Origin of the sequence: Pseudomonas sp. PDNC002 (assembly GCF_016919445.1) — a bacterium.
Lineage (GTDB): Bacteria > Pseudomonadota > Gammaproteobacteria > Pseudomonadales > Pseudomonadaceae > Pseudomonas.
The window spans coordinates 4,343,323-4,364,013 of sequence record NZ_CP070356.1 but is presented as its reverse complement, the minus strand read 5'-3'; the positions used below and the strand labels follow the sequence as shown (position 1 = coordinate 4,364,013).

General features: G+C 63.2%; 16 protein-coding genes. 8 read left to right on the top strand and 8 right to left on the bottom strand.

The window, feature by feature from the left end:
- Positions 1-11: 11 nt before the first annotated feature.
- The 7 genes from JVX91_RS19750 to JVX91_RS19720 form a co-directional block, all read right to left on the bottom strand.
- Positions 12-2,522, bottom strand: coding sequence for a fimbria/pilus outer membrane usher protein (locus tag JVX91_RS19750; RefSeq protein ID WP_205335853.1), 2,511 nt, complete (start codon positions 2,520-2,522; stop codon positions 12-14).
- A gap of 176 nt (positions 2,523-2,698) precedes the next feature.
- Positions 2,699-3,433: a fimbria/pilus periplasmic chaperone gene (locus JVX91_RS19745; RefSeq protein WP_205335852.1), complete on the bottom strand. Its 735-nt coding sequence runs from the start codon at positions 3,431-3,433 to the stop codon at positions 2,699-2,701.
- Positions 3,434-3,499: 66 nt separating this feature from the next.
- Positions 3,500-4,078, bottom strand: coding sequence for a fimbrial protein (locus JVX91_RS19740; protein ID WP_205335851.1), 579 nt, complete (start codon positions 4,076-4,078; stop codon positions 3,500-3,502).
- 291 nt (positions 4,079-4,369) lie between these two features.
- Positions 4,370-4,780: a GFA family protein gene (locus JVX91_RS19735; RefSeq protein ID WP_205335850.1), complete on the bottom strand. Its 411-nt coding sequence runs from the start codon at positions 4,778-4,780 to the stop codon at positions 4,370-4,372.
- Positions 4,777-6,192, bottom strand: a complete 1,416-nt coding sequence (locus tag JVX91_RS19730; RefSeq protein ID WP_205335849.1) for an MFS transporter — start codon at positions 6,190-6,192, stop codon at positions 4,777-4,779. Before JVX91_RS19730 ends, JVX91_RS19735 begins: the two co-directional genes overlap by 4 nt.
- A 68-nt stretch (positions 6,193-6,260) precedes the next feature.
- Positions 6,261-7,259 carry a flavin reductase family protein gene (locus tag JVX91_RS29035; protein ID WP_240201629.1) on the bottom strand — a complete coding sequence of 333 codons (999 nt, stop codon included), beginning with the start codon at positions 7,257-7,259 and terminating at the stop codon, positions 6,261-6,263.
- Positions 7,260-7,326: 67 nt separating this feature from the next.
- Positions 7,327-8,388 (bottom strand): LLM class flavin-dependent oxidoreductase, encoded by a 1,062-nt coding sequence (locus JVX91_RS19720; protein WP_205335848.1) that lies wholly within the window; start codon positions 8,386-8,388, stop codon positions 7,327-7,329.
- 82 nt (positions 8,389-8,470) lie between these two features.
- Here JVX91_RS19720 and JVX91_RS19715 point away from each other — a divergent pair, with 82 nt between their 5' ends.
- From JVX91_RS19715 to JVX91_RS19690, 6 genes are all read left to right on the top strand, one after another.
- Positions 8,471-9,385 carry a LysR family transcriptional regulator gene (locus JVX91_RS19715; protein WP_205335847.1) on the top strand — a complete coding sequence of 305 codons (915 nt, stop codon included), beginning with the start codon at positions 8,471-8,473 and terminating at the stop codon, positions 9,383-9,385.
- A 434-nt stretch (positions 9,386-9,819) separates the two neighbouring features.
- A complete protein-coding gene (locus tag JVX91_RS19710; RefSeq protein ID WP_205335846.1) occupies positions 9,820-11,622 on the top strand; it encodes an acyl-CoA dehydrogenase in 1,803 nt (600 codons plus the stop codon).
- Positions 11,623-11,656: 34 nt separating this feature from the next.
- Positions 11,657-13,768, top strand: coding sequence for a 3-hydroxyacyl-CoA dehydrogenase NAD-binding domain-containing protein (locus JVX91_RS19705; protein ID WP_205335845.1), 2,112 nt, complete (start codon positions 11,657-11,659; stop codon positions 13,766-13,768).
- A gap of 50 nt (positions 13,769-13,818) precedes the next feature.
- Positions 13,819-15,003 (top strand): acetyl-CoA C-acyltransferase, encoded by a 1,185-nt coding sequence (locus JVX91_RS19700; RefSeq protein ID WP_205335844.1) that lies wholly within the window; start codon positions 13,819-13,821, stop codon positions 15,001-15,003.
- On the top strand, positions 15,003-15,776 hold the full coding sequence (locus tag JVX91_RS19695; protein ID WP_138526256.1) for an SDR family NAD(P)-dependent oxidoreductase: 774 nt from the start codon (positions 15,003-15,005) through the stop codon (positions 15,774-15,776). Before JVX91_RS19700 ends, JVX91_RS19695 begins: the two co-directional genes overlap by 1 nt.
- Before the next feature lie 132 nt (positions 15,777-15,908).
- On the top strand, positions 15,909-17,381 hold the full coding sequence (locus tag JVX91_RS19690; RefSeq protein ID WP_138526255.1) for an NAD(P)/FAD-dependent oxidoreductase: 1,473 nt from the start codon (positions 15,909-15,911) through the stop codon (positions 17,379-17,381).
- Positions 17,382-17,423: 42 nt separating this feature from the next.
- On the opposite strand, the gene JVX91_RS19685 is transcribed toward JVX91_RS19690, so the two are convergent.
- Positions 17,424-18,434 (bottom strand): AraC family transcriptional regulator, encoded by a 1,011-nt coding sequence (locus JVX91_RS19685; protein WP_138526254.1) that lies wholly within the window; start codon positions 18,432-18,434, stop codon positions 17,424-17,426.
- Positions 18,435-18,639: 205 nt separating this feature from the next.
- Here JVX91_RS19685 and JVX91_RS19680 point away from each other — a divergent pair, with 205 nt between their 5' ends.
- Together JVX91_RS19680 and JVX91_RS19675 are read left to right on the top strand one after the other, a co-directional pair.
- Positions 18,640-20,088: an arylsulfatase gene (locus JVX91_RS19680; protein ID WP_205335843.1), complete on the top strand. Its 1,449-nt coding sequence runs from the start codon at positions 18,640-18,642 to the stop codon at positions 20,086-20,088.
- Between the two features lie 208 nt (positions 20,089-20,296).
- Positions 20,297-20,686: a c-type cytochrome gene (locus JVX91_RS19675; RefSeq protein WP_240201628.1), complete on the top strand. Its 390-nt coding sequence runs from the start codon at positions 20,297-20,299 to the stop codon at positions 20,684-20,686.
- The last annotated feature ends 5 nt before the right edge of the window (positions 20,687-20,691 follow it).

Genomic DNA, 20,691 nt, shown 5'->3' with positions numbered 1-20,691 from the left:
GGCAACCCGCCTTACAGGCAGGGCGCATCGATCTTGTCCAGCACACTCGAGCTTTTTCCCTGCTCGCGGGGTGGCAGCTTGAAACTGATGGAGCACTGGCTGTTGTCCTTGCCGCCCAGGCCGATCCGCAACTGGCCCTCGTCTGCATCGACGCGAGCGAATATCTTGCCGCCCTGCCCTACCGCGCCAACTTCCCGGCCCTCCTGGTCGTAGACGCTTGCGCCAAACGGAAGCGAGCTGCCATCAGAGCGACGGCTCTGTACCAGCAGCGCACGGCCGGTGATGGTGTCGTACTTGACTAGCATCACGGCGCCGCTGCGCGGGACTACTTCCTGGCTGGTGGTCTTGAGTTCCACATCGTCGGACAGCCCCTTGGGATCCAGCGCCAGTTCGTTGCGACGGTAGGCCGACAGATACGGCACCACCGCTTGGCCGCGGCCATCCAGAGAGACGTTCGATGCACTGCTGACCAGGGCACCCGCGGCGCCAGGCGCGTCGATAATGGCGATGCTGTCGCCCAAGCTCTGGCCGAATGTAACTCCGGCCGGATGGGCCACCACCGAGCCGCTGACGCCCACCGATGCCTGGCGGTAGTCGGCACTCTTGCTCAGCGAACCACTGACCATCCCTCGGGAGCCGCGGTACTGGGCATTGCCGCTCAGCGTTGAAGCACTGTCGCCGTCGCTGGGGCGGTCATGGTTCGCTGTCAGGCCGTAGCTGAGCTGCTGTTGTTCCCCGGCGCTGCCGCTGTAGGAGGTCTGCACGTTGCTTGCACCACTGGTGCTGTGGCTGACACTGCTGGACAGATAACCGTAGCCACTCTCCCGGCCCAGCGGAATGGAGACGCTGAACAGCGTCTGCGTCTCCGACTTGCCAAATGGGTCCTGGGTCCGGGCCATGCTCAGGCTGGTGCTACCCCAGCTCCAGCTGCGGGTATAGCCAGCTTGGAGCTGGGTGTCATAGCCGCTGTCGTTCCAGTAGTCCTGGCGCGAGCCGTTGACGTAGAAGTAGTCACGGTCGGTGATGCGCTGGTTGATGTTGACCTCGCTGCGAGTACGCAGGCGACGGATTCGCTCGCTGCTGTCTCCGCCCAGTTCCTGCACCTGGTCGATCGCGGTCAGGGCATCACTGAGGCCGAAATAGCCATCGGTGGAGTAGCGATAGGCGGCCAGGGTGAAGTCAGTGCCGGTGTCCGGCATGACCTTGTTGTAGCTGACACGAACCGACTGGCCCGTGTAGTTCTGCTTGCCCAAGTCCGTGCTGGCGTTGGTGATGTCGGCGCCGAAGGCGCCGTACTGGGTATTCAGTACGCTGCCCAGGGTAGCCGCGGAGTAATCCTCGGACGCGGTGACGCCTGTGTAGCCGGTGATGGCATTGGTCAGGCCCCGCTGATACGTGCCCTGGGCAATGGTCGGCGAGTAATCATATTGCAGGTCGCGGGCCTTGCCGATGGATGCCGTGTAGCGCGAGACGCCCGGCCGCAGCGAACGGGCGACGGAGGAGAACGGCACGATGAAGTGGCTTTCCTGGCCATTGGCCTCGGTGACCGTGACATCGAGGTCGCCGTTGTCGCTGGTGGGGTTCAGATCATTGATCTCGAAGGCGCCGGGCGACACAGTGGTTTCGTAGATGATGTAGCCACGCTGACGCACGGTGACCCGCGCATTGGTGGAGGCAATGCCGCGCACCACCGGTGCATACCCTGTCTGGGAGTCAGGCAGCATACGGTCATCGCTCGCCAGGCGCAGGCCACGCATGGACACGCTGTCGAACAGGTCGCCGTCGGTGAAGGCATCGCCAATCGTCAGTTGCGAACGCAGCGCATCGATGTCGCGTTGGGCAAAGGAGCTGAGTACTTCGTGCCGGCTGCCTGACTCGTTGTCCCAATTCAACGAAGAGCGCTGGCGCAAGCGCCAGTCTCCGATGTTGAAACCCATGTTGAGACTGCCATAGGCATTCTGGTTGCTCTTGCCGTTGAACTCGCTTTCATAGCCATTGGCGCTGTAGTCGAGGAAACCTGCGGTGACACCGCGGTCCCAGCGCTCGGGGCTGACATAACCACGGGGATTACGTCGCATGTAGAGCTGCGGCACGCTCAAGTGCAGGCTCTGTTCGCCGGTGTCAACGCTGTAGCTGGCGCCGGAGATGCGTGCCGGCAGATCCAGGCATTGCCCGGCATCCGGCTTCTGTTGCCCTTCGGCAAGCGGCAGTTTCTCCAGGTCGATCCCCAGGCGATCGAGCAGCTCCGGAGTGAAGCAGGGTTTGGCACGGCCAGGCTTGTCCCCGGCATCGAAGCGGATATCGAAGGTACCGATCGAGTAGTCGTCATTGACGAACACGGCGAGTGAGTGCGTGCCGGCCTCCACCGGATTGCCCTCGGCGTATCGATCCAGGTCGACGCTGCGCGCTCCCTGTCCCCACAGCATGGAGCTGTCGAAGTTGACCTCCTGGTTGTCACCTTCTCCGGCCAGCGCGAGGCCCGATCCCTGCCAGAAACCGTTGACCATCAGCAAAGCCAGCATCAGTGGCTTCAGCGCAAACACTGCAGCAGAGCAACTGGAGGGTCCGGGGTGGCGAGGGTTCATTTTCATCATCACTCTTCAACGGGGCAAAGCCTCTCCCCGCGCCTTTCGACAGGCGCGCAGAGGCCTTCCCGATGCTCCACAGGGGCTTGTTGCAGGAGGGTTGGAACGCGGTGTCAGCGCTTCAGAGGCTGCTCGTGCTGATTGACAGAGCCGAAATCATTGATCGTCGAGTAGCTGACGTTGCCAGACGGGGGCTCGCTGGCGCTGAGCGGGAGACGCAGGTGCTGGCCTGGCGCAACCAGGGAGTTGTCGATACCGATCTTCAGTTCGATACCGGCGACTTTCACTTGGTTCAGTGTGACGTAGTAAGGGCTCGGGTTGCTGCAGTCGAGAACCCAGCCATTGCCGCTGCGCTCTGCGCGCCACTGCACACTCCCGGCAGCGCTAACGGCATCGCCTGGAAGTTTGGCCGGACGATAGAAGAGTTTGAGGCGGCTGCGGAAGGCGATCTTTAGTTTGTTCTGGCCGTCGCTCACCGTAGGCGGGATCTCGAGCACGTTGAGCCAGAACAAGGACTCCTTGTCCTGCGACAGTTTCTGACCCGTGTAACGCAGGCGCAGTGTCTGCCCCTTCTTGCTGTCGATGCGCGCAATGGGCGGCGTCAGGATGAAGGGCGCGGTGGCAACATCGGGGCCGGCCTGAGCATCGCCGTCATCAATCCAGGACTGCACCAGGGCAGGCATGGCGCCGTCGTTGTTCAGCTTGATGGTCACTTCGCGCTGGCTGGCGTCGTAGATGACGCGAGTGCCGGTGACGACCACGGAAGCCTGGGAAACGTAGGAGCAAAGCAGGCAGCCGGCAATCAGCAGTCCTTGCAGGGTGCGGCGGGTACTGAGGGGAAATCGCATGATGGCGTGTCTCGGACTGAGTAGCGAGCGGCCGCATAGGCGGCGCACTCGCTGGGTGGAACGGCATTACGGGTACACGATCGAATAGACAACGCGCGCTGCTACTGCGCCCGGTGCTGCCGGGGAACCGTCTGCGTTGTAGTACTTGGCCACGTACTTGACTTCCGCAGCACCAGACGGGTCAGCGCCAGAGATGGTGGTATCCGCAGCGGTCGGGGCAGTACCCAGGATCAGCGCAGTCGTGGGAGCGCTGGCCTTGTAAAGGGCGATATTCACGTTCGCCGGACCGGTACTGTCAGTGTTATCCAGGCGACCTGCCGCGTTGACCGAGCCGCCGGCGGGTTCGAAGTAAACGGCGATTCCCTTGGGTGCCGCTTCGGTACCCGTGTCCGCAGTCGAACAGCCGCTCAGATTGATGCTGAAAGGAGTATCGCCCGCAGTGGCGCCTGGGCCGGAGCTCAAAGCGCTTGCAGCCACGGTCGGCAGCGTGATCGTGGCGGAGGAAGTGCCGCCGTTGACCTTGATGGTGCAGGTCACGTCGGTGATCTGGCCATTGAAGTTGATGGTGCCATCCGAAGCCAGGGACTGTTGAGCGATGGCCAGCGACAGAAGTGCGAGGGCGGGGGCGATGAAGAGCTTTTTCATGATCGAGTATTCCTGAAGCGTAAGTGGCAGAGCCCTTCTCAGGTCAGTCGTTGAACTGCGCTACTCAGAAGGTGCTGTCACTATCCCCGGATCACTCTTATTAGGATGTAAGCTTTAGGGAAGTCGAATGTAGGACGCGTCTCGTAATCTCGAACTTCAATGGTTGCGAAAGGATCTTCAGGGCGCTCCATCTACCGCTTCGGTCGAGTGCCCCGACAAGGTTGAAAGCGGGCAGAGTGGTACGAGTACGCGAGCACCCTGATGCAGCGTTCATCAGGGTACCTTGCGGGCTCAGGAAGGGGTGTGTTCGAAGCGAGGCAGGGATGGGTCAATTGCCACCCACGGCTGGGCCGACGCGCACCACACGTGCAGATTTGGCGTGACCGTCGACGAATTGCGCAGTGTCCCGGCTTTTACCGCGAGGACACCCGGCATGGCAGCCATTTCGGTATACAGCGGAGAGCCGCAATGACTGCAGAAGAATCGTCGCACCTGCATGCCGCTGCCGCCCTGCACACGATAGCTGGCCAGGGTAAGGCCATTCACCTGGAACCCCTCGGCCGGGATCATGACGTTGACCGAAAAGGCGCTACCCGACTGCTTCTGGCAGTCGCTGCAATGGCAGACGGCGGTCATGGTGGGGGCCTGGGAGCTGGAGTATTGAACGCTGCCGCACAAACAGGTGCCTTGAAGGGTTTTCATGGGTGTTCTCCGGAGGGCGGATTCAGGGGTGGAGTGGTGTTCGCGGGGTGCCACTGCCGAGCATGCAGCGTGGTGAGTCTGAAGCTCCGCCGGGCAAGGAGCAGAAGCGGGCAGGCGAGTGCACAGGCGAGCAGCGTCAGGAAGAGAATCGAGTAGCGTATGGCCGCGGGATCAGCCAGTGCATAGTCGGTAATGAGGCCGATCGACAAGGGGCCGACTCCCACTCCGACCAGGTTGAGAACACCCGTGAACAGGGCGATGAATTGCCCTCGCATCGGGGCCGGTGCTATTTCGACTATGAGAGCCGGGCCAATGCCGAACAGACAGACCCACAAGGCGGCGGAAAGGGCGAGGAACGGAATCGCCAGGGGCGCATTGGGTGCCAGAAGCAAGGGCGTGGCACACAGGGGGAGCAGGGTGCTGGCGAGAATAGCGACTCTCAGGTTGCCATTGACCACGCCGCGCCTGCGCCAGAATTCGCCCAACCAACTGGCCCCCAGCACGCCAAGGGGCGAGCTGACGCACATGACCAACCCCATCACGGTGCCTGCCTTGGCATAACTCCAGCCGAACTCACGGACGAGGTAGGTCGGGACCCAGGCGCCGCCACCATAAACCGCCGCGTTATAGCAGCCCATGCCAATCAGAATGGCGACGAAGGTGCGCCGGTTTGCTCGCAGAAACTGCGCTACATCCCTGAGTGGAATACTTGGCGCCTTGATGGCCTGGGTGTTGCTCATCTCACGATCCAGACGCGGCTCAGGCACGCCAAACATCAGCAACAGCACGAGCATGCCGGGCAGGCCAATCGACATCAGGGTGGCCTGCCAAGGGGCCAGGGGGCCAATCAAGGGCAAGGTCAGGGGGTGAGCGTTGAAGTAACCGAGCACCAGCCCAGTCGCGAGCAGACCGGCACCGACGCCTACGGGACCGCCGGCACCAAACACGCCAAGTGCGCGGCCACGCTTCTCCGCCGGGAAAAGGTCACTGATCAGAGACACCGCTCCGGGGAGCAGCACCGCTTCGCCCACCGCTACGCCAACGCGAGCCAGCAGCAGATGCCAGAACTCCGTGGAAAGGCCACTGGCGGCGGTCGCCATGCACCACAGGCCAATGCCCACGGTGATGACCAGTCGCCTGTTTCCACGGTCGATCAGCCTCGCAATCGGTAAGCCAGCCAGCGAATAGAACGCCGCAAAAGTGAAGCCGTGGAGCAGCCCCATCCAGGAGTCGTTTACATGGAGTGATTGCTGGATCGGACCTACGAGCAGGCTGAGCACCTGGCGGTCCATGATGGAGAAAACGTAGGCAAGCAGCAGTATGCCTAGAGCATAATTGGCCCTGCCGCGGCTGGGCAGTTCTTGTGCGGAACAGGGCATCCCAGAGGCCTGCATGGTTGTTGTGCTGGACATCGACGGTACACCTCAACGGCTGGTTCTAGTGGTTGCAAAAGTGCGGCGTGGAACCGCACGGCGCCGCATTAGCCAGCAGACTGAGCGGCGCTGGTCTGCTGCCAGAGGTTGTTGTCCCGCCAGATGTTTTCCTTGCGCCAATGAGGCGGCAGTTCGCTTCCTGTTTGCCGGATCACGCGCTCGATCAGCGATTTGAGCTGCTGTGACTCGTCGAGGGAGAGCGCCTCCAGGGCCCTTATCTCCGCCGACTTGGCCTGGGCCAACCACTGGATAGCTAACTGGCGCCCTTTGTCGGTAAACATGACGCGCCCCTCCTGCAGGCAAAGCAGACCCTCCTGCAGCCAGCTCTCCAGGCGCTCCTCATCCAGGGCCTTGCCGGTGAACTCGACCAAGGCTCGCAGCTCATCCAGGAGACGTCCTTCGCTGAAGGTCAGGAAGCCCAGCAGCTCGAAGTCGCCCTCCAGCATGCCCTGTGCCCTCAGATGCTGGCGGATCGGCAATTGCAGCTGGTAATAGGCTCGACCGAGGAGGAACCCCAACCAGTTTTCGCCGTAGTTGACGCTTGCTTCTTCACGAGGAGCAGGAGGCACCAGTCGTCGATATCCTCCGCTTTGAAACACCAGTGGTGCCTTGTCGAAACGATCGAATGCCAGTACCTCGCCTACCAGAATAATGTGATCGCCACCTTCATACTGATAGGCGGTCTTGCATTGGAAGCGCGCGGAACAACCGTCGAGCAAGGGCACATGCTTCACGCCACGCTGCAACTCCAGGTCGACGAACTTGTCGGTGCCGCTCCTGGCGAAACGGTTGGAAAGCGGCTCCTGATCGGTCGCCAGGATGTGTACCGCGAAATGCGAGCTCTGGGTAAAGGCGGACGCCGATGACGAGTCCTTGTTGATACTCCACAAGACCATGGGAGGATCGATCGAAACCGAGTTGAAGCTGTTGGCGGTCAACCCATAGTCCAGCCCATCAGGGCCGCATGTGGTCACGATGGTCACGCCGGTAGTGAAGGCGCCGAGCGCCTGGCGGAATTGCTTGGGATCGATGGTCGAGATTGGCATCGTCAAGGGCTCCAACGCTTCCGGCGCTGGCCGGAAGCTGATTCTTGTTATTGGGGTGGTACGTGGATCAGCGACGCAGCAGTGGCATGACCAGGTGTCCGAAACGTTCAGCCTCTTCGTGGTGCGGATAGCCGGAGAGACAGAAACCGCTGCAGCCTGCATCGACGAATGCCATGAGCTGATCGGCGACCTGCTGTGGATTGCCCACAACAGCGATTCCGGCTCCGGGGCGCACTTCGGTGATGCCCGTCCAGAGGTGCGGTGTCATCTTGCGGCCGACGGTTCTGGAGAGCTCCTTCATCCTCTGGTTGGCAACGGACTCGGCCATCATGGTCTTCACCTGCTCGACCCAGCCCGCATCCGCGCCGTTGACCAGCGTATCCGCCGCGGCCCATGCCTCCTCTTCCGTTTCCCGGCAAATGATCTGCAGGCGCATGGCGAACTCGATGTCATCACCGCGGCCGTACTTGGCTGCGCGGTTGCGCATTTCCTTGATCTGCTCAGCGATACGTTCCGGGTAATCGCCCCAGAAAAGGTGAACGGCGGAGTGTTTCGCCGAAATCTCCGCGGCGTGCTCCGAACCACCACCGAGGAAGAACGGCGGATGAGGCCGCTGGAAAGGCGCCGGTATGACTTTCGGGCCGTGCGCCTGATGGTACTTACCGTTGTATTCAACGCCCTCTTCCGTCCAAAGGCGCTTCATTAGCTCGACTTCCTCTTCGAGTTGCTCGTATCGCTCCTCCTTCGAAGCAATCTGCCCCTCCGCATAAGCGTCCTTCTCACTAAGACCCGCGATCAGGTTGATATAGATGCGCCCCTGAGAGAGTTGGTCGAAGGTTGCGAACATCTTTGCCTGCGCCACCGGATGGATGAAGCCGGGCTTCACAGCGACCAGGGCCTTGAGCTTGCGGGTGCGAGCGATGATGAACGAGGCGGTAACCCAAGCGTCCCAGCAGAATGGAGTAACAGGGACCAGCACGTAATCGAACCCTGCCTGCTCGGCAGCCAAGGCTACATTCTCGAAGTGTTCGAGAGACTGGGGGATACTTTTGCTCGGATCACTGAAGGCCGTGGTGTCACCGATGGTCGGGATGAACCAACCCATCTGCAAGGGCTTCTTGTTATTCATTGGGACTCTCACGCAGAGGAAGTGAAGCCCCACTACAGCAAAGCCTTTGCGATGAAGGAAGTGAATATGTAGCATCCATTGAATGCACAAAATTAATACAAGAACGCTCGACCTGAACCTGCTGGTGGTCTTCGCCACACTGTGGGATACCCAGAGCGTCACCCGAGCAAGCGAGCGCCTTTCGCTCAGTCAGTCGGCTGTCAGCCATGCGCTGCGCCGCTTGCGCGAGCGGCTCGGTGACGAGCTGTTCGTGATCGGGCGTGGAGGCCTGGTGCCGACTGCACGCGCCACCGAACTGATCGGCCCGGTACGAGATGCGCTGTCTCGACTCGATGAAGCACTGGAGGGTTCCGGCCCCTTCGTGCCGGCCTCGATGAAGCGCAAGTTCCGCATCGCCTCCGGCGACTTCGTGGAGTTCCTAATCCTGCCGAAGCTGATTCAGGCCATCGCCCGCGAGGCGCCCGGTGTCATGATCGAGGTGGTTCCACTTCCGCCCAACAGCAGCGTGGCGGCGTCACTGGAAAGTGGCGAGATCGATCTGGTCCTCAGCACGCCGATGACGTTCGGTGCCGGGCTGCGCAACGAGCTGGTCACTACCGTCTCTCTGCTCACACTGATCTGGCAGCGCGAAGGCCTCCCGCCAGGCCCCTTCCCTCTCGACCTCTACCTCCAAAGGCCGCAGGTGATGATCGAAGTGCATCAGCGCGATGACAACATCATCGACCAGGCACTGCGAGCCAAAGGCCTCGCGCGACGCATTGGCGTGCTGGTGCAGAACTTCATGGCGATGCCGGTGATTGCCGCACAGACGGGATACATCTGCAATCTCCCAGCCCCCATTGCCGAGGCTTTCGCGGCGTCTTTCGGGCTCACTTGCCATGAGCCACCGATCGAATTCCCCGTCCCCGAGTTGATGGCCTACTGGCATTCACGATTCGATGCCGATCCGAGTTTGAGGTGGTTGCGGGAACAGGTGGCGAGCTGTTCGGCTCTGTGAGCCCTGAATGACGGTTTTCGCCCGGGGGAGGACGAAAACATCGACCCTGCGCAGTAGGCGCAACCGGATGCTTAACCCAAGCATCAAGTTATGTAGATGTCCGCTTTGGGTCGGTAGCAGACTTCTGAGCGAGGCACCTTCTGCTCCCATAGCCGACGCTCGTATCAAAAACAGTCAGCGCGTGCTAATGCAGGACGGTGCGCGCATTGACGGGCACACAGACTGGTTCACCAATAAACACCTCAAGGTCCTGGAATTACCACTAGCGCGACAGTCTCTCCGGTCGCCAGCTAGCAGCCCCCCTCCCCTCACAATGGGAGGGGCTGCAAGGCCACCCTTGGGGGTGTGAGGACCGGCATGTTCGCGTTTCACTTCGTCCATCACCGCCCGCTCTTCCATCACGGAGTCTGCGGGCGACTCTGGACGAGGACGCCATGGCCGCCGGACTGCTCAACGAACGCGATATAGAATTCCTGCTGTACGAGCTGCTAGACAGCCAGGCGCTGCTGCAACGCCCCCGTTACGCCGAGCATGACATCGAAGTATTCCGCGCCACGCTGGACACCGCGCGGACCATCGCGCTCGAGTACTTTGCCCCGCATTACCAGAGCGCCGACGCCGAGGAGCCGACCTTCGACGGGCAACGGGTACACCTGCTGGAAGACACCCGCAGAGCCTGGGACTCCTTCGCAGCCGCCGGCTTTGGCGCCGCGCACCATGACGCCACCGATGGCGGCCTGCAGTTGCCGGAAGTGCTGTTGCGAGCCTGCATGGCCTATTTCAATGCTGCCAACGTGGGAACCACCGCCTACGCCTTTCTCACCATCGGCGTTGGCAACCTGGTGAAGAGCTTCGCCGCCGACGAGTTGCGCCAGCGATTCCTGCCGCCGCTACTCGATGGCCGGTTCAGCGGCACCATGGCGCTGACGGAGCCTGGGCAAGGTTCTGCGCTAGGCGACCTGCGCACCACCGCGCGTCCGGTTGGTGACGGGACCTACCGCGTGTTCGGGCAGAAGATGTTCATCTCCGGCGGCGACCACGACCTGACCCAGAACATCGTCCACATGGTCCTGGCCCGCATCGACGGCGCGCCGGCCGGCGCCAAGGGCATCTCGCTGTTCCTGGTGCCGAAGCTGCTGGTCAACCCCGACGGCAGCCTGGGCGCACGCAACGATGTGGCGCTGGCTGGCCTGCTGCACAAGATGGGCAACCGCAACACCACCTCGACGGTGCTCAATTTCGGTGAAGGCGAAGGCGCCGTCGGCTATATGGTCGGCGAGGCCAACCAGGGCCTGGGCTACATGTTCCAGATGATGAACGAGGCGCGCATCGGCGTGGCGCTGGCCGCCGCCAGCCTCGGCTACCAGAGCTTCAACCATGCCCTGGATTATGCCCGTGAGCGACCACAGGGGCGCCTGCCCGGTGCCAGGGCAGAAAACGCTCCCCAGGTCCGTATCATCGAGCACGCCGACGTGCGCCGCATGCTATTGCAGCAGAAGGTCTATGCCGAGGGCAGTCTTGCGCTGTGCCTGTACGCCAGCAGCCTGGTGGAAGACGCGCATACCGCGCCGTGCACGAAGGCGCGCAGCGACGCTGGCGAGTTGCTGGATCTGCTGACGCCGATGGTCAAGTCCTGGCCTTCGCGTTACGCCACCCAGGCCTCTGATATCGGCATCCAGGTACTGGGCGGTGCCGGCTATACCCGCGAATATCCGCTGGAGCAGCTGTACCGCGACAACCGCCTGAATCCCATTCATGAAGGCACAGAGGGGATCCAGGGCATCGACCTGCTCGGGCGCAAGCTTGGCCCGCGCGGCGGCGACGGTTACCGGCTGTTCCTCGATCGCGCCTTCGCCACCCTGGCCGATGCGGCCACCGACGCTGTCTGTGCGCCCCTGGCGGCACAGCTGGGCGAGGCCTTGCAGCATCTCGAAGACGTCACCCGCGAACTGCAGGCACAAGTTGCCGAAGACGCCCGGCACGGGCTGGCCAACGCCACCGTCTACCTCGACCTGTTCGGTCGAGTGATCGTCGGCTGGCTATGGCTGCGCATGGCGCTGCTCGCCAGCCGCGCGCTCGCTGCCGGCGCACAGGGCCCTGAGGTCGATTTCTACCAGGGCAAGCTGCAGGCGGCGCGCTACTTCATGGACTGGGAACTGGCACCACTGGAAGCCCAGTCACGCCTGCTGCTGGCCGGCAATCGCGTGAGCCTGGACATGCGTGACGCCTGGTTCTGAGTCCCCTTCCCTATCACCACTTCCCGGAGCCACGATGAATTCATTGATCCGCTATCAGGTCGAGGACGGCCTGGCCCTCATCACACTCGCCCGCCCGCCAGTCAACGCCCTCGGCCAGACATTACGCGCCGCTGTCCTCGATGCCTGCCAGCGTGCCGCAAGCGATGCGAGCGTGCGCGCGATCATTTTGCATGGCGACGGCAAACTGTTCAGCGCGGGCGCAGACATCAGCGAGTTCGGCAGCGCGGCGTCGTTCGCTGCGCCCTCGTTGCCCGATCTGCTGAGTCGCCTCACCCAGTTGGACAAGCCGCTGATTGCCGCGTTGTCCGGCCTGGCACTGGGAGGCGGACTGGAACTCGCCCTCGCCTGCGGCTACCGGATCGGCGAACCCTCACTGCGCCTGGGCCTTCCGGAAATCAGCCTGGGCTTGCTGCCCGGCGCTGGGGGAACCCAGCGTCTACCGCGTCTGATCGGCGTCGCGCCAGCATTGGACATGATGATTTCCGGCCTGCCAATCGACGCCAACCGGGCTCTGGAACTGGGCTTGCTGGATCGACTCGCCGCCAGTGCCGACACACTGGTCGAAGCCGCTCGCGCCTTTGCCCTTGATCTGCTGGGCGACCTGGCCCCGGCCCGCCGGCAGACACCCTTCGCCGAGCCTGCCGCGAGCGTGGCGGAGGACTTTTTCCAGCAGTACCGGCAAACCCATGAACCGCGTTGGAAGAACCGCCTGGCACCGCGCCTGGTGCTTGCCGCGGTGGAAGCCGCTTGCGTTCTGCCGTTGCAGGCAGGGCTGGAGCGAGAGCTGGCACTGTTCAAGCAGGCCGAGGACTCCGCGCAATCGGCAGCTCTGCGGCACCTATTCTTCGCCGAGCGCGAGGCAGGTCGGATTCCCGGTATCGCCGAGGATATCGCCCTGAGGCCAGTCGCCAAGGTCGCGGTGATCGGCGCCGGCACCATGGGTGGCGGCATCGCGATGAACTTTGCCAACGCCGGCATTCCCGTCGTGGTCCTCGAGCAGAAGTCTGAAGCTCTCGAGCGCGGCCTGGCCAACGTTCGCCGCAATTACGAGAGCAGCGTCTCGCGTGGCAAGCTGAATGCCGAACAGTTGGAGCAACGCATGCAACTGCTCGTCGGCACGTTGGACTACGCCGATATCGCCGATGCCGACCTGGTGATCGAGGCAGTGTTCGAGAAGCTCGAGATCAAGCAGCAGGTGTTCCGCACTCTTGACGAGGTATGTAAGCCCGGCGCAATTCTCGCCAGCAATACCTCCAGTCTCGATGTCGATGCCATCGCCGCGGTGACGCGCCGACCGCAGGACGTGATCGGCCTGCACTTCTTCAGTCCGGCCAACGTGATGCGGCTGCTGGAGGTGGTGCGCGCCCGTGAAACCGCGCCCGATGTATTGGCGACCACACTCCGGCTGGCCAAGCGCATTGGCAAGGTGGCGGTAGTCTCCGGAGTGTGCTTCGGCTTCATCGGCAACCGCATGCTCGAACCTTACAACCGCGAGGCACACCGGCTGGTACTCGAAGGCGCGACGCCGGCGCGGGTGGACGGCGTTCTCACCGACCTCGGGCTGAACATGGGCGCGCTGACGATGACCGACCTGGCCGGGATCGACGTGAATTTCCTGGTGCGTGACTCCAACCGGTCGGCCTTCGCCGACGACGCGAGCTACTACCGAGTCGGCGACGCGCTCTACTCCCTGGGACGCTACGGACAGAAGACCGGCCGCGGTTTTTATCTCTACGAAGGCCGCCAGCGCCGTGACGATGATGAAGTGGTAGCCCTGGCTGAACGCCTGGCAAGTGAACTGCAAGTCGAGCGCAGGCTGATTGGCGATGCGGAAATCCATGACCGTTGCCTGTTCATGCTGATCAACGAGGGCATTCAGCTGCTCGACGAAGGCATTGCCCTGCGCGCTGGCGACATCGATCTGGTGTGGACCAACGGCTACGGTTTCCCCGCCTGGGTTGGCGGGCCATTGCACTATGCCGAGCAACTCGGCCTGGACAAGGTGCTGGACGGCATCCACCGCTATCGCGACAGCCTCGGCACCTATGGCCAGCGCTGGTTCCAGCCTGCGCCGCTGCTGGAGCGCCTGGTTGCAGCCGGCAAGACCCGCATCGAGAAAATCTGACTGCACGGCCGCCTTGGGCGGCCGTCGCCCCTTCGCCTCAGGATCAGCCCATGAAAGAAGCCGTGATTCTCTCCACTGCCCGCACGCCTATCGCCAAGGCATTTCGCGGGGCATTCAACGCCACCACAGCACCGACCATGACCGCCTTCGCCATCCGTGCGGCCGTCGAACGTGCCGGTATCGATGCCGGCGAAATCGAAGATCTTGTGCTGGGGACGGGCATGCCTGCCGGCACTGCTGGCTGGAACCTGGGGCGCATGAGTGCGCTGGCTTCCGGGATGCCCCTGTCGGTCAGCGGCCAGACCCTCGACCGCCAGTGCGCTTCGGGCCTCATGGCCATCGCGACCGCTGCCAAGCAGATCATGGTGGATGGCATGCAGGTCACCATCGGCGCCGGCCAGGAGCACATTTCCCTGGTGCAGAACCGCCACATGCAATGGGTCGGCGAGTTCCATGACAACCAGGTACTGCAGCATGAGCCATGTGCCTACATGCCGATGCTCAACACCGCGGAGCTGGTCGCGCTGCGCTACAACATCAGCCGTGAGGCGCAGGACGAGTATGCGCTGCAATCCCAGCAGCGCACGGCCACCGCCCAGGCGGCCGGCCTGTTCGAAGGCGAGATTGTCCCGGTCAGCGTGACTCGCCAGGTCGTTGACAAGGCCAGCGGCGTCACCAGCCTGGAACAGATGGAGCTGCGGCGTGACGAAGGCAATCGCCCACAGACCACCCTGGACGATCTCCAGGGCCTCAGGCCGGTGATCGAGAATGGCAGCATCACCGCCGGCAACGCCAGCCAGTTGTCTGATGGCGCCAGTGCGTGCGTGCTGATGGATGCGCGCCTGGCCGAGCAACGTAACCTGCAGCCGCTGGGCATCTATCGGGGCATCGCGGTGGCCGGCCTGGCGCCGGAGGAAATGGGAATCGGCCCCGTGCTCGCGGTGCCGAAACTGCTCAGGCAGCACGGCCTGAAAGTCGACGAGATCGGCCTGTGGGAGCTGAACGAAGCCTTCGCCTGCCAGGTGCTGTATTGCCGCGACAGGCTGGGCATCGACAACGCAAACCTGAACGTCAATGGCGGCGCCATCGCCCTCGGCCACCCCTACGGCATGAGTGGCGCTCGCATGGTTGGGCACGCCCTGCTCGAAGGAAAACGCCGTGGGGTGAAGTACGTAGTGGTGACCATGTGCGTCGGTGGCGGCATGGGTGCGGCCGGCCTGTTCGAGGTGCTGTGATGCGGGATGATCTGTTCTCTCTGGCTGGCAGGACCGTGCTGGTCACCGGTGCCTCCAGCGGTATCGGCGCGCACCTGGCGCGAGTCGCCAGCCAGGCTGGTGCCCGTGTAGTACTCGCGGCGCGGCGCATTGATCGCCTCGAACATCTGGCTGCCGACCTGGGCTGGGAGGGAGGGCGTGCCATCGCGGTCGCCATGGACGTCACCTGCCGGGAAAGCGTCGAGTCAGCCTTCACCGCTGCCGAGAAGGCTTTCGGTGTGGTCGACGTGGTGCTCAACAACGCCGGTATCGGCAATGGCCAGCGCGCCCTGGAGATCAGCGAGGAAGACTGGCGCGCGATGCTCGCCACCAACCTCGATGGCGTCTGGCGCGTGGCACAGTGCGCCGCCCAGCGCATGGTGCGTGCAGGCGTATCGGGCAGTATCGTCAACATCGCTTCGATGCTCGGCCTGCGTGTCGGGACGGGCTACAGCCACTACTGCGCGGCCAAGGCCGGCGTGGTGCAACTGACGAAGTCTCTGGCACTGGAATTGGCGCGCCACGGCATACGCGTCAACGCTCTCGCACCGGGCTATTTCAAGACCGAGATGAACGATACCTACTTCGACAGCGAACAAGGCCAGGCCTACATCCGCAACGCCGTACCGCTGCGCCGCCTGGGCCAGTTGGCGGAACTGGAAGGCCCGTTCCTTCTGCTGGCCAGCGAGGCCGGCGCCTACATGAGCGGTGAGGTGATTGCCGTGGACGGCGGGCAACTGGTCGGTTCGCTCTGACGAGGCTCGAAGCAGGGTTGGCGCCGGAAGGCAAAAGCCTGGCGCCTTCGAGCGATATGCCCACGCCCCTCAACTGCCATCGTTTCGTCACGGCGCCTGCAAGGCGCCCCCTATATGACAACGAGGCCTGCAATGCACGATATTCCGCAAGACGAGCAACCCACTGGCGTCAGTCGCCGCTCCTTCATCCGTAACGCTGGAGTGGTCAGCGCTGCCGGAGCAGTGGCGGCACTTGGCGCGAACGCCACGCTAGCAGCGACGCAGGACACTGCGCGCCCGCTGCGTGCCAAGGACTGCGACTACGACGTTATCGTCATTGGTGGCGGTTTTGCCGGCGTTACCGCCGCGCGCGACAGCCGCAAGCAGGGCTACCGCACTCTGCTGCTGGAAGCCCGTAACCGTCTCGGCGGAAGAACCTTCAGCAGCCAGTTCGCCGGGCACCACATCGAGCTCGGCGGTACCTGGATCCACTGGACGCAGCCTTTCGTCTGGAGCGAAGTGCAGCGCTACGGGTTGCAGCTCAAGGAAACGCCTGAGCCTTTCGTTGAAGACAAACAGGTCATCTACGTCCAGCACGAAGGCCAGGGCGTTGAACTCAAGGGCGCAGACCTGGTGACCGTCGCCGAGGCGGTTCAGGCCTACTTTGCCGAAGGCCGGCGCATGTGGGAGCGGCCGTACGATGCCGCCCACACCTGGGAGGCGATCAGCGCCGCCGATGCCATGACCGCGGCCGACCGCTACGACGCGCTCAAGCTCACCCCGCTGCAGCGCACCATCGTCGATGCCTATGTCGGCGGCGCCGCCCATACCTCCAGCGACAAGGCCTCCTATGTCGATGCCCTGCGCTGGTGGTCTCTGCCCGGCTGGGACCTGTCGCTGTTCATCGATTCGCTGGGGCACTACAGCTTCAAGGACGGCACGATCAGCCTGATCAACGCCATGCTCGAGGAAGGTAAGCCCGAGGTCCGCTTGTCCACCCCGGTAAAGCACGTCGAGGACAAGGGCGACCGCGTGCTGATCACCACGCAGCAGGGTGAAACCCTGAGTGCCGGTGCGGTCATCGTGGCCGTGCCGATGAACGTTCTGCCGCGTATTGGCTTCTCCCCTGCCTTGGACCCGGCGCTGGTGGAGGCCGCCAAGGAACGTCACTCCGGTAGTGGTGTGAAAGTCTTCATCAAGACCCGTGGCAAGCTGCCGGTGGAAGGCAAGATGCTCGGCATCGCTGACTCGCACCAGCCGCTGAGCCTGCTGGTGACCTATGCCAAGGCCGAGGACCACACGATTTTCGTCGGTTTCGGCAGCGACCCGGAAAAGCTCGATATCCAGGACCGCGACGCGGTGCAGAAAGTCGTCGATGGTTTCTTCCCTGGCATGCAGGTTGAAGAGTGCTACGGCTACGAATGGACCCTCGACCCCTACTCCCTCGGCACTTACTGCAGCTACAAGCCCAAGTGGTTCGGCAAGTACTACGACCACTTCCAGCAGGATCGCGGCCGCGTGCTGTTCGGCCAGGGCGACCATGGCGAAGGCTGGCGCGGCTTCATCGATGGCGCCATTGCCGCCGGTGGCAAAGCGGCGCTGCGGGCGCACAAGCTGCTCGGCTGAGGCACGCCCGGTGATCGCCTGTACAAGGCGATCACTGGGAACTCAACCGCGTGCGGCCTGCTGGCGGAATTCCCGCGGCGTGAAGCCGGTCCAGCGGCGAAATGCGCGGGTGAAGGAGCTGGACTCGTTGTAACCCAGCCGCGTGGCAATTTCCGTGAGGTTGGCCGGGGAGCGACGCACCAGGTCCACAGCCAGGGCCTGGCGAATCTCTTCCACCAGATCGTTGAACTCCAGATCAAGCTCGCGCAGGCGACGTTGCAGGGTGCGCTTGCTCATGCACAGCTGGCCGGCGATGTCATCCAGGTTGATGCCACTTCCCAGGCACGTCTCTATCGCCAGTCCCAACCGAGCGGTCAGGTCAGTATCAGCCAGGCGCTGCCGGCGGGCCTCTTCCAGGCCCGGCTGCAAGGCCTGGAACAGCCGGGGGTCGGCGCTCAGCAGCGGCTCGTCGAGCATTGCCGCAGGCCACAGCATGAGGTTATCCGGCTGGCCGAAACGCACCTGGCAGGGGAACGACCGCAGGTGCTCGCTGATGTCGTCCGGTTGCTCGTGGGCAAAATCGACGCGGCACACCTCGTACTTGCCGCCCGTGACCTCGCGTATCCGGTTGTAGAGCGCGCCGAAGGCATATTCGGCGTCCTGCCGGCGTTGGGTGATGCTCGGGTCGCTGATCCGGTAGCGGATTGCCAGGTGCTCGCCGAGTGTCGACCAGCTCACTTCGTTGGCCTGCGCATGCACGACCAGGTAGCGCTCCGCGAAGTCGAGCATCGCACGCACGTTGGCGGCCGCGCGGATCGCATGACCGAAACCGCCCAACAACGTCGCGTTAGGCGTGGTGTTGAAATGGCCCAGACCGAGTTTGAGGCCCAGCGCGGGGTCCAGCTCACTGGCGGCGATTTCCAGCAGCTGCACGTAGTTGCTCAGCGGAATCTGCCGCTCGGGGTGGTCGAGCACGCCCTCCCCCAGCCCTGCCGCTGCGAGAAAAGGCCGAAACATCGCCGCGTGGGTCTGCAGCAAGGCCTCGGCGTAGATGGTGTGTTTCAATCGAGACATGAGGCGTCGCTCGTTGTTGTTCTTGTCATGGCCAGTGCGAGGCAGTTCCTCGCTGTCATTTCATTGTCTCTCACGCCCGGATAAAGAGCAGTGGCACTTCGTCGATTGGCGTGCAAGGACAATATGCTGACACGCAAGGACGATATGCATACCCCCCGTTCTGGGATCGTTTGGCCTCATCCGGCAAGCCATCCCGAGGAACGCCATGACCCGCCAGTCGCTGCTGTGCCTGTTCGTCTGCACGCTGATCTGCCCCTGGGCACTCGCTTCGTCCACCGACAAGCCGAACATCGTGCTGATCCTGATGGACAACCTCGGCTATGGCGAGCTCGGCGCTTATGGCGGTGGCGTCCTGCGCGGTGCAGCGACTCCGCGGATCGACCAGCTCGCTGCAGAGGGGGTGCGCCTGACCAACTTCAACGTCGAGGCGCAGTGCACACCGTCGCGCTCGGCCCTGATGACCGGCCGCTATCCGATTCGCTCCGGTACCTCTCGCATCCCCTCGGGCGGAGCGCCGGATGGGCTCACCCTGTGGGAGGTAACCCTCGCCGAAGTCCTGTCCAGGCGTGGCTACGCCACCGGTATCTGGGGAAAATGGCATCTGGGCAGCAGCGAAGCGCGCTTCCCGACACACCAGGGCTTCGACGAATGGTACGGCGTGCCGCGCACCTACGATGAAGCGATGTGGTCCGGCTCCGATCACATGGAGGGGCTGACGCCGGCCATTGGCAGCCAGCAGGGATGGAGCCCGTCGCTGGTGCCACCGCAATACATCTACGAGGCGCGTGCGGGCGAGCCAGCGAAGAAAGTGGCAGAGCTGACCTTGCAGACACGACGCACCCTGGATGCTGAGATCACCCGCCGGGCAACCGACTTCATCCAGCGCAACGCCAAAGTAGGCAAGCCGTTCTTCGCTTACATCCCCTACTCACTCGTACACATGCCGGTCATGCCCAATCCGGCTTTCGAAGGGCGCACCGGTAATGGCTCCTGGGCCGATGGTCTGGCGGAGATGGACGACAACACCGGACGCATCCTTGATGCGCTGCGCGAGGCCGGTGTGGCCGACAACACGCTGGTGATCTTCACCAGCGACAACGGTGGCGAGGCGACCAGCCCGTGGGAAGGCGCCAACGGTCCCTGGCGCGGCACCTACTTCACTGCCATGGAGGCCTCGCTGCGCGCACCTTTCATCCTCCGCTGGCCTGGCAAGGCGCCCATTGGCATGGTCAGCAACGACATCGTGCAGATATCCGACCTGTTCACCACCCTGGGGCATGCAGCAGGCGCCGAGCTGCCCAGTGACCGCCCGATCGATGGGGTCGACCAACTGCCCTTCCTCACCGGGCAGCAACCGCACTCCGCGCGTGACAGTGTTCCGGCCTATGTGGGCGAGCGTTTGTACGCGGTGAAGTGGCGCAACTGGAAGGTCCATTTCATCTGGCAGGAAAACATGTACGACCCGCCTCAGCAGCTGCCAGTACCCAAGATCATCAATCTGCTGACTGACCTGCGCGAAGAGCACAACGTCGCCGCCACCAATTCCTGGGTCGCTCACCCGGTAATGAAAATGATCGGCGCGCTCAATGCCAGCCTCAAGCAGTACCCGCCGATTCCCCCCGGCAGTCCTGATCCCTATCAGCCTCCCCGCTGAACCGAGAAGGTGCTGCTCCTTTGGGCCGGGCTTTGCCCGGTCTTTTTTTGCCTGCACGTCGCCTCCGCAAATTGGCACCCAATGACAAGACGGTGGCGTGCTTCAGCGATCCACCCGGGCACCGGAACTGCGATTTTTCAGGCAACGGCGTTCACAGCGCCGCACTCCCCTGAACCTCCTGTCGCGCGCCAAGGCGCGCAGAGCCCTGATGACAATGCCCAGAAACCTTTCACCACTGGCTCTGACCAGTCTGTTCGCGGGAGCACTGCTCCTGGCTGACCTTGCGCAGGCCGCCAACTGCGATGCCACCCCCGGCCAGCGGGTCTTCGAAAACAAGTGCAGCGCCTGCCATGCCCTCGGCGAGGACCGCGTGGGCCCGCACCTTTCCGGCGTGGTCGGCCGGCGAGTCGGTTCGGTTGCCGGTTACACCTATTCGGCCGACCTGGCCTCGGCCGGTACCGACTGGTCGCTGGAACGCCTCGACCAGTGGCTGAGCAGCCCCGCCCGACTCTACCCCGGTACGGCAATGGCCTTCGGCGGCATCCGTAATCCAGCCGATCGCCAGGCCCTGCTGTGTTTCCTCCAGCAACAGCACTGAGCCTT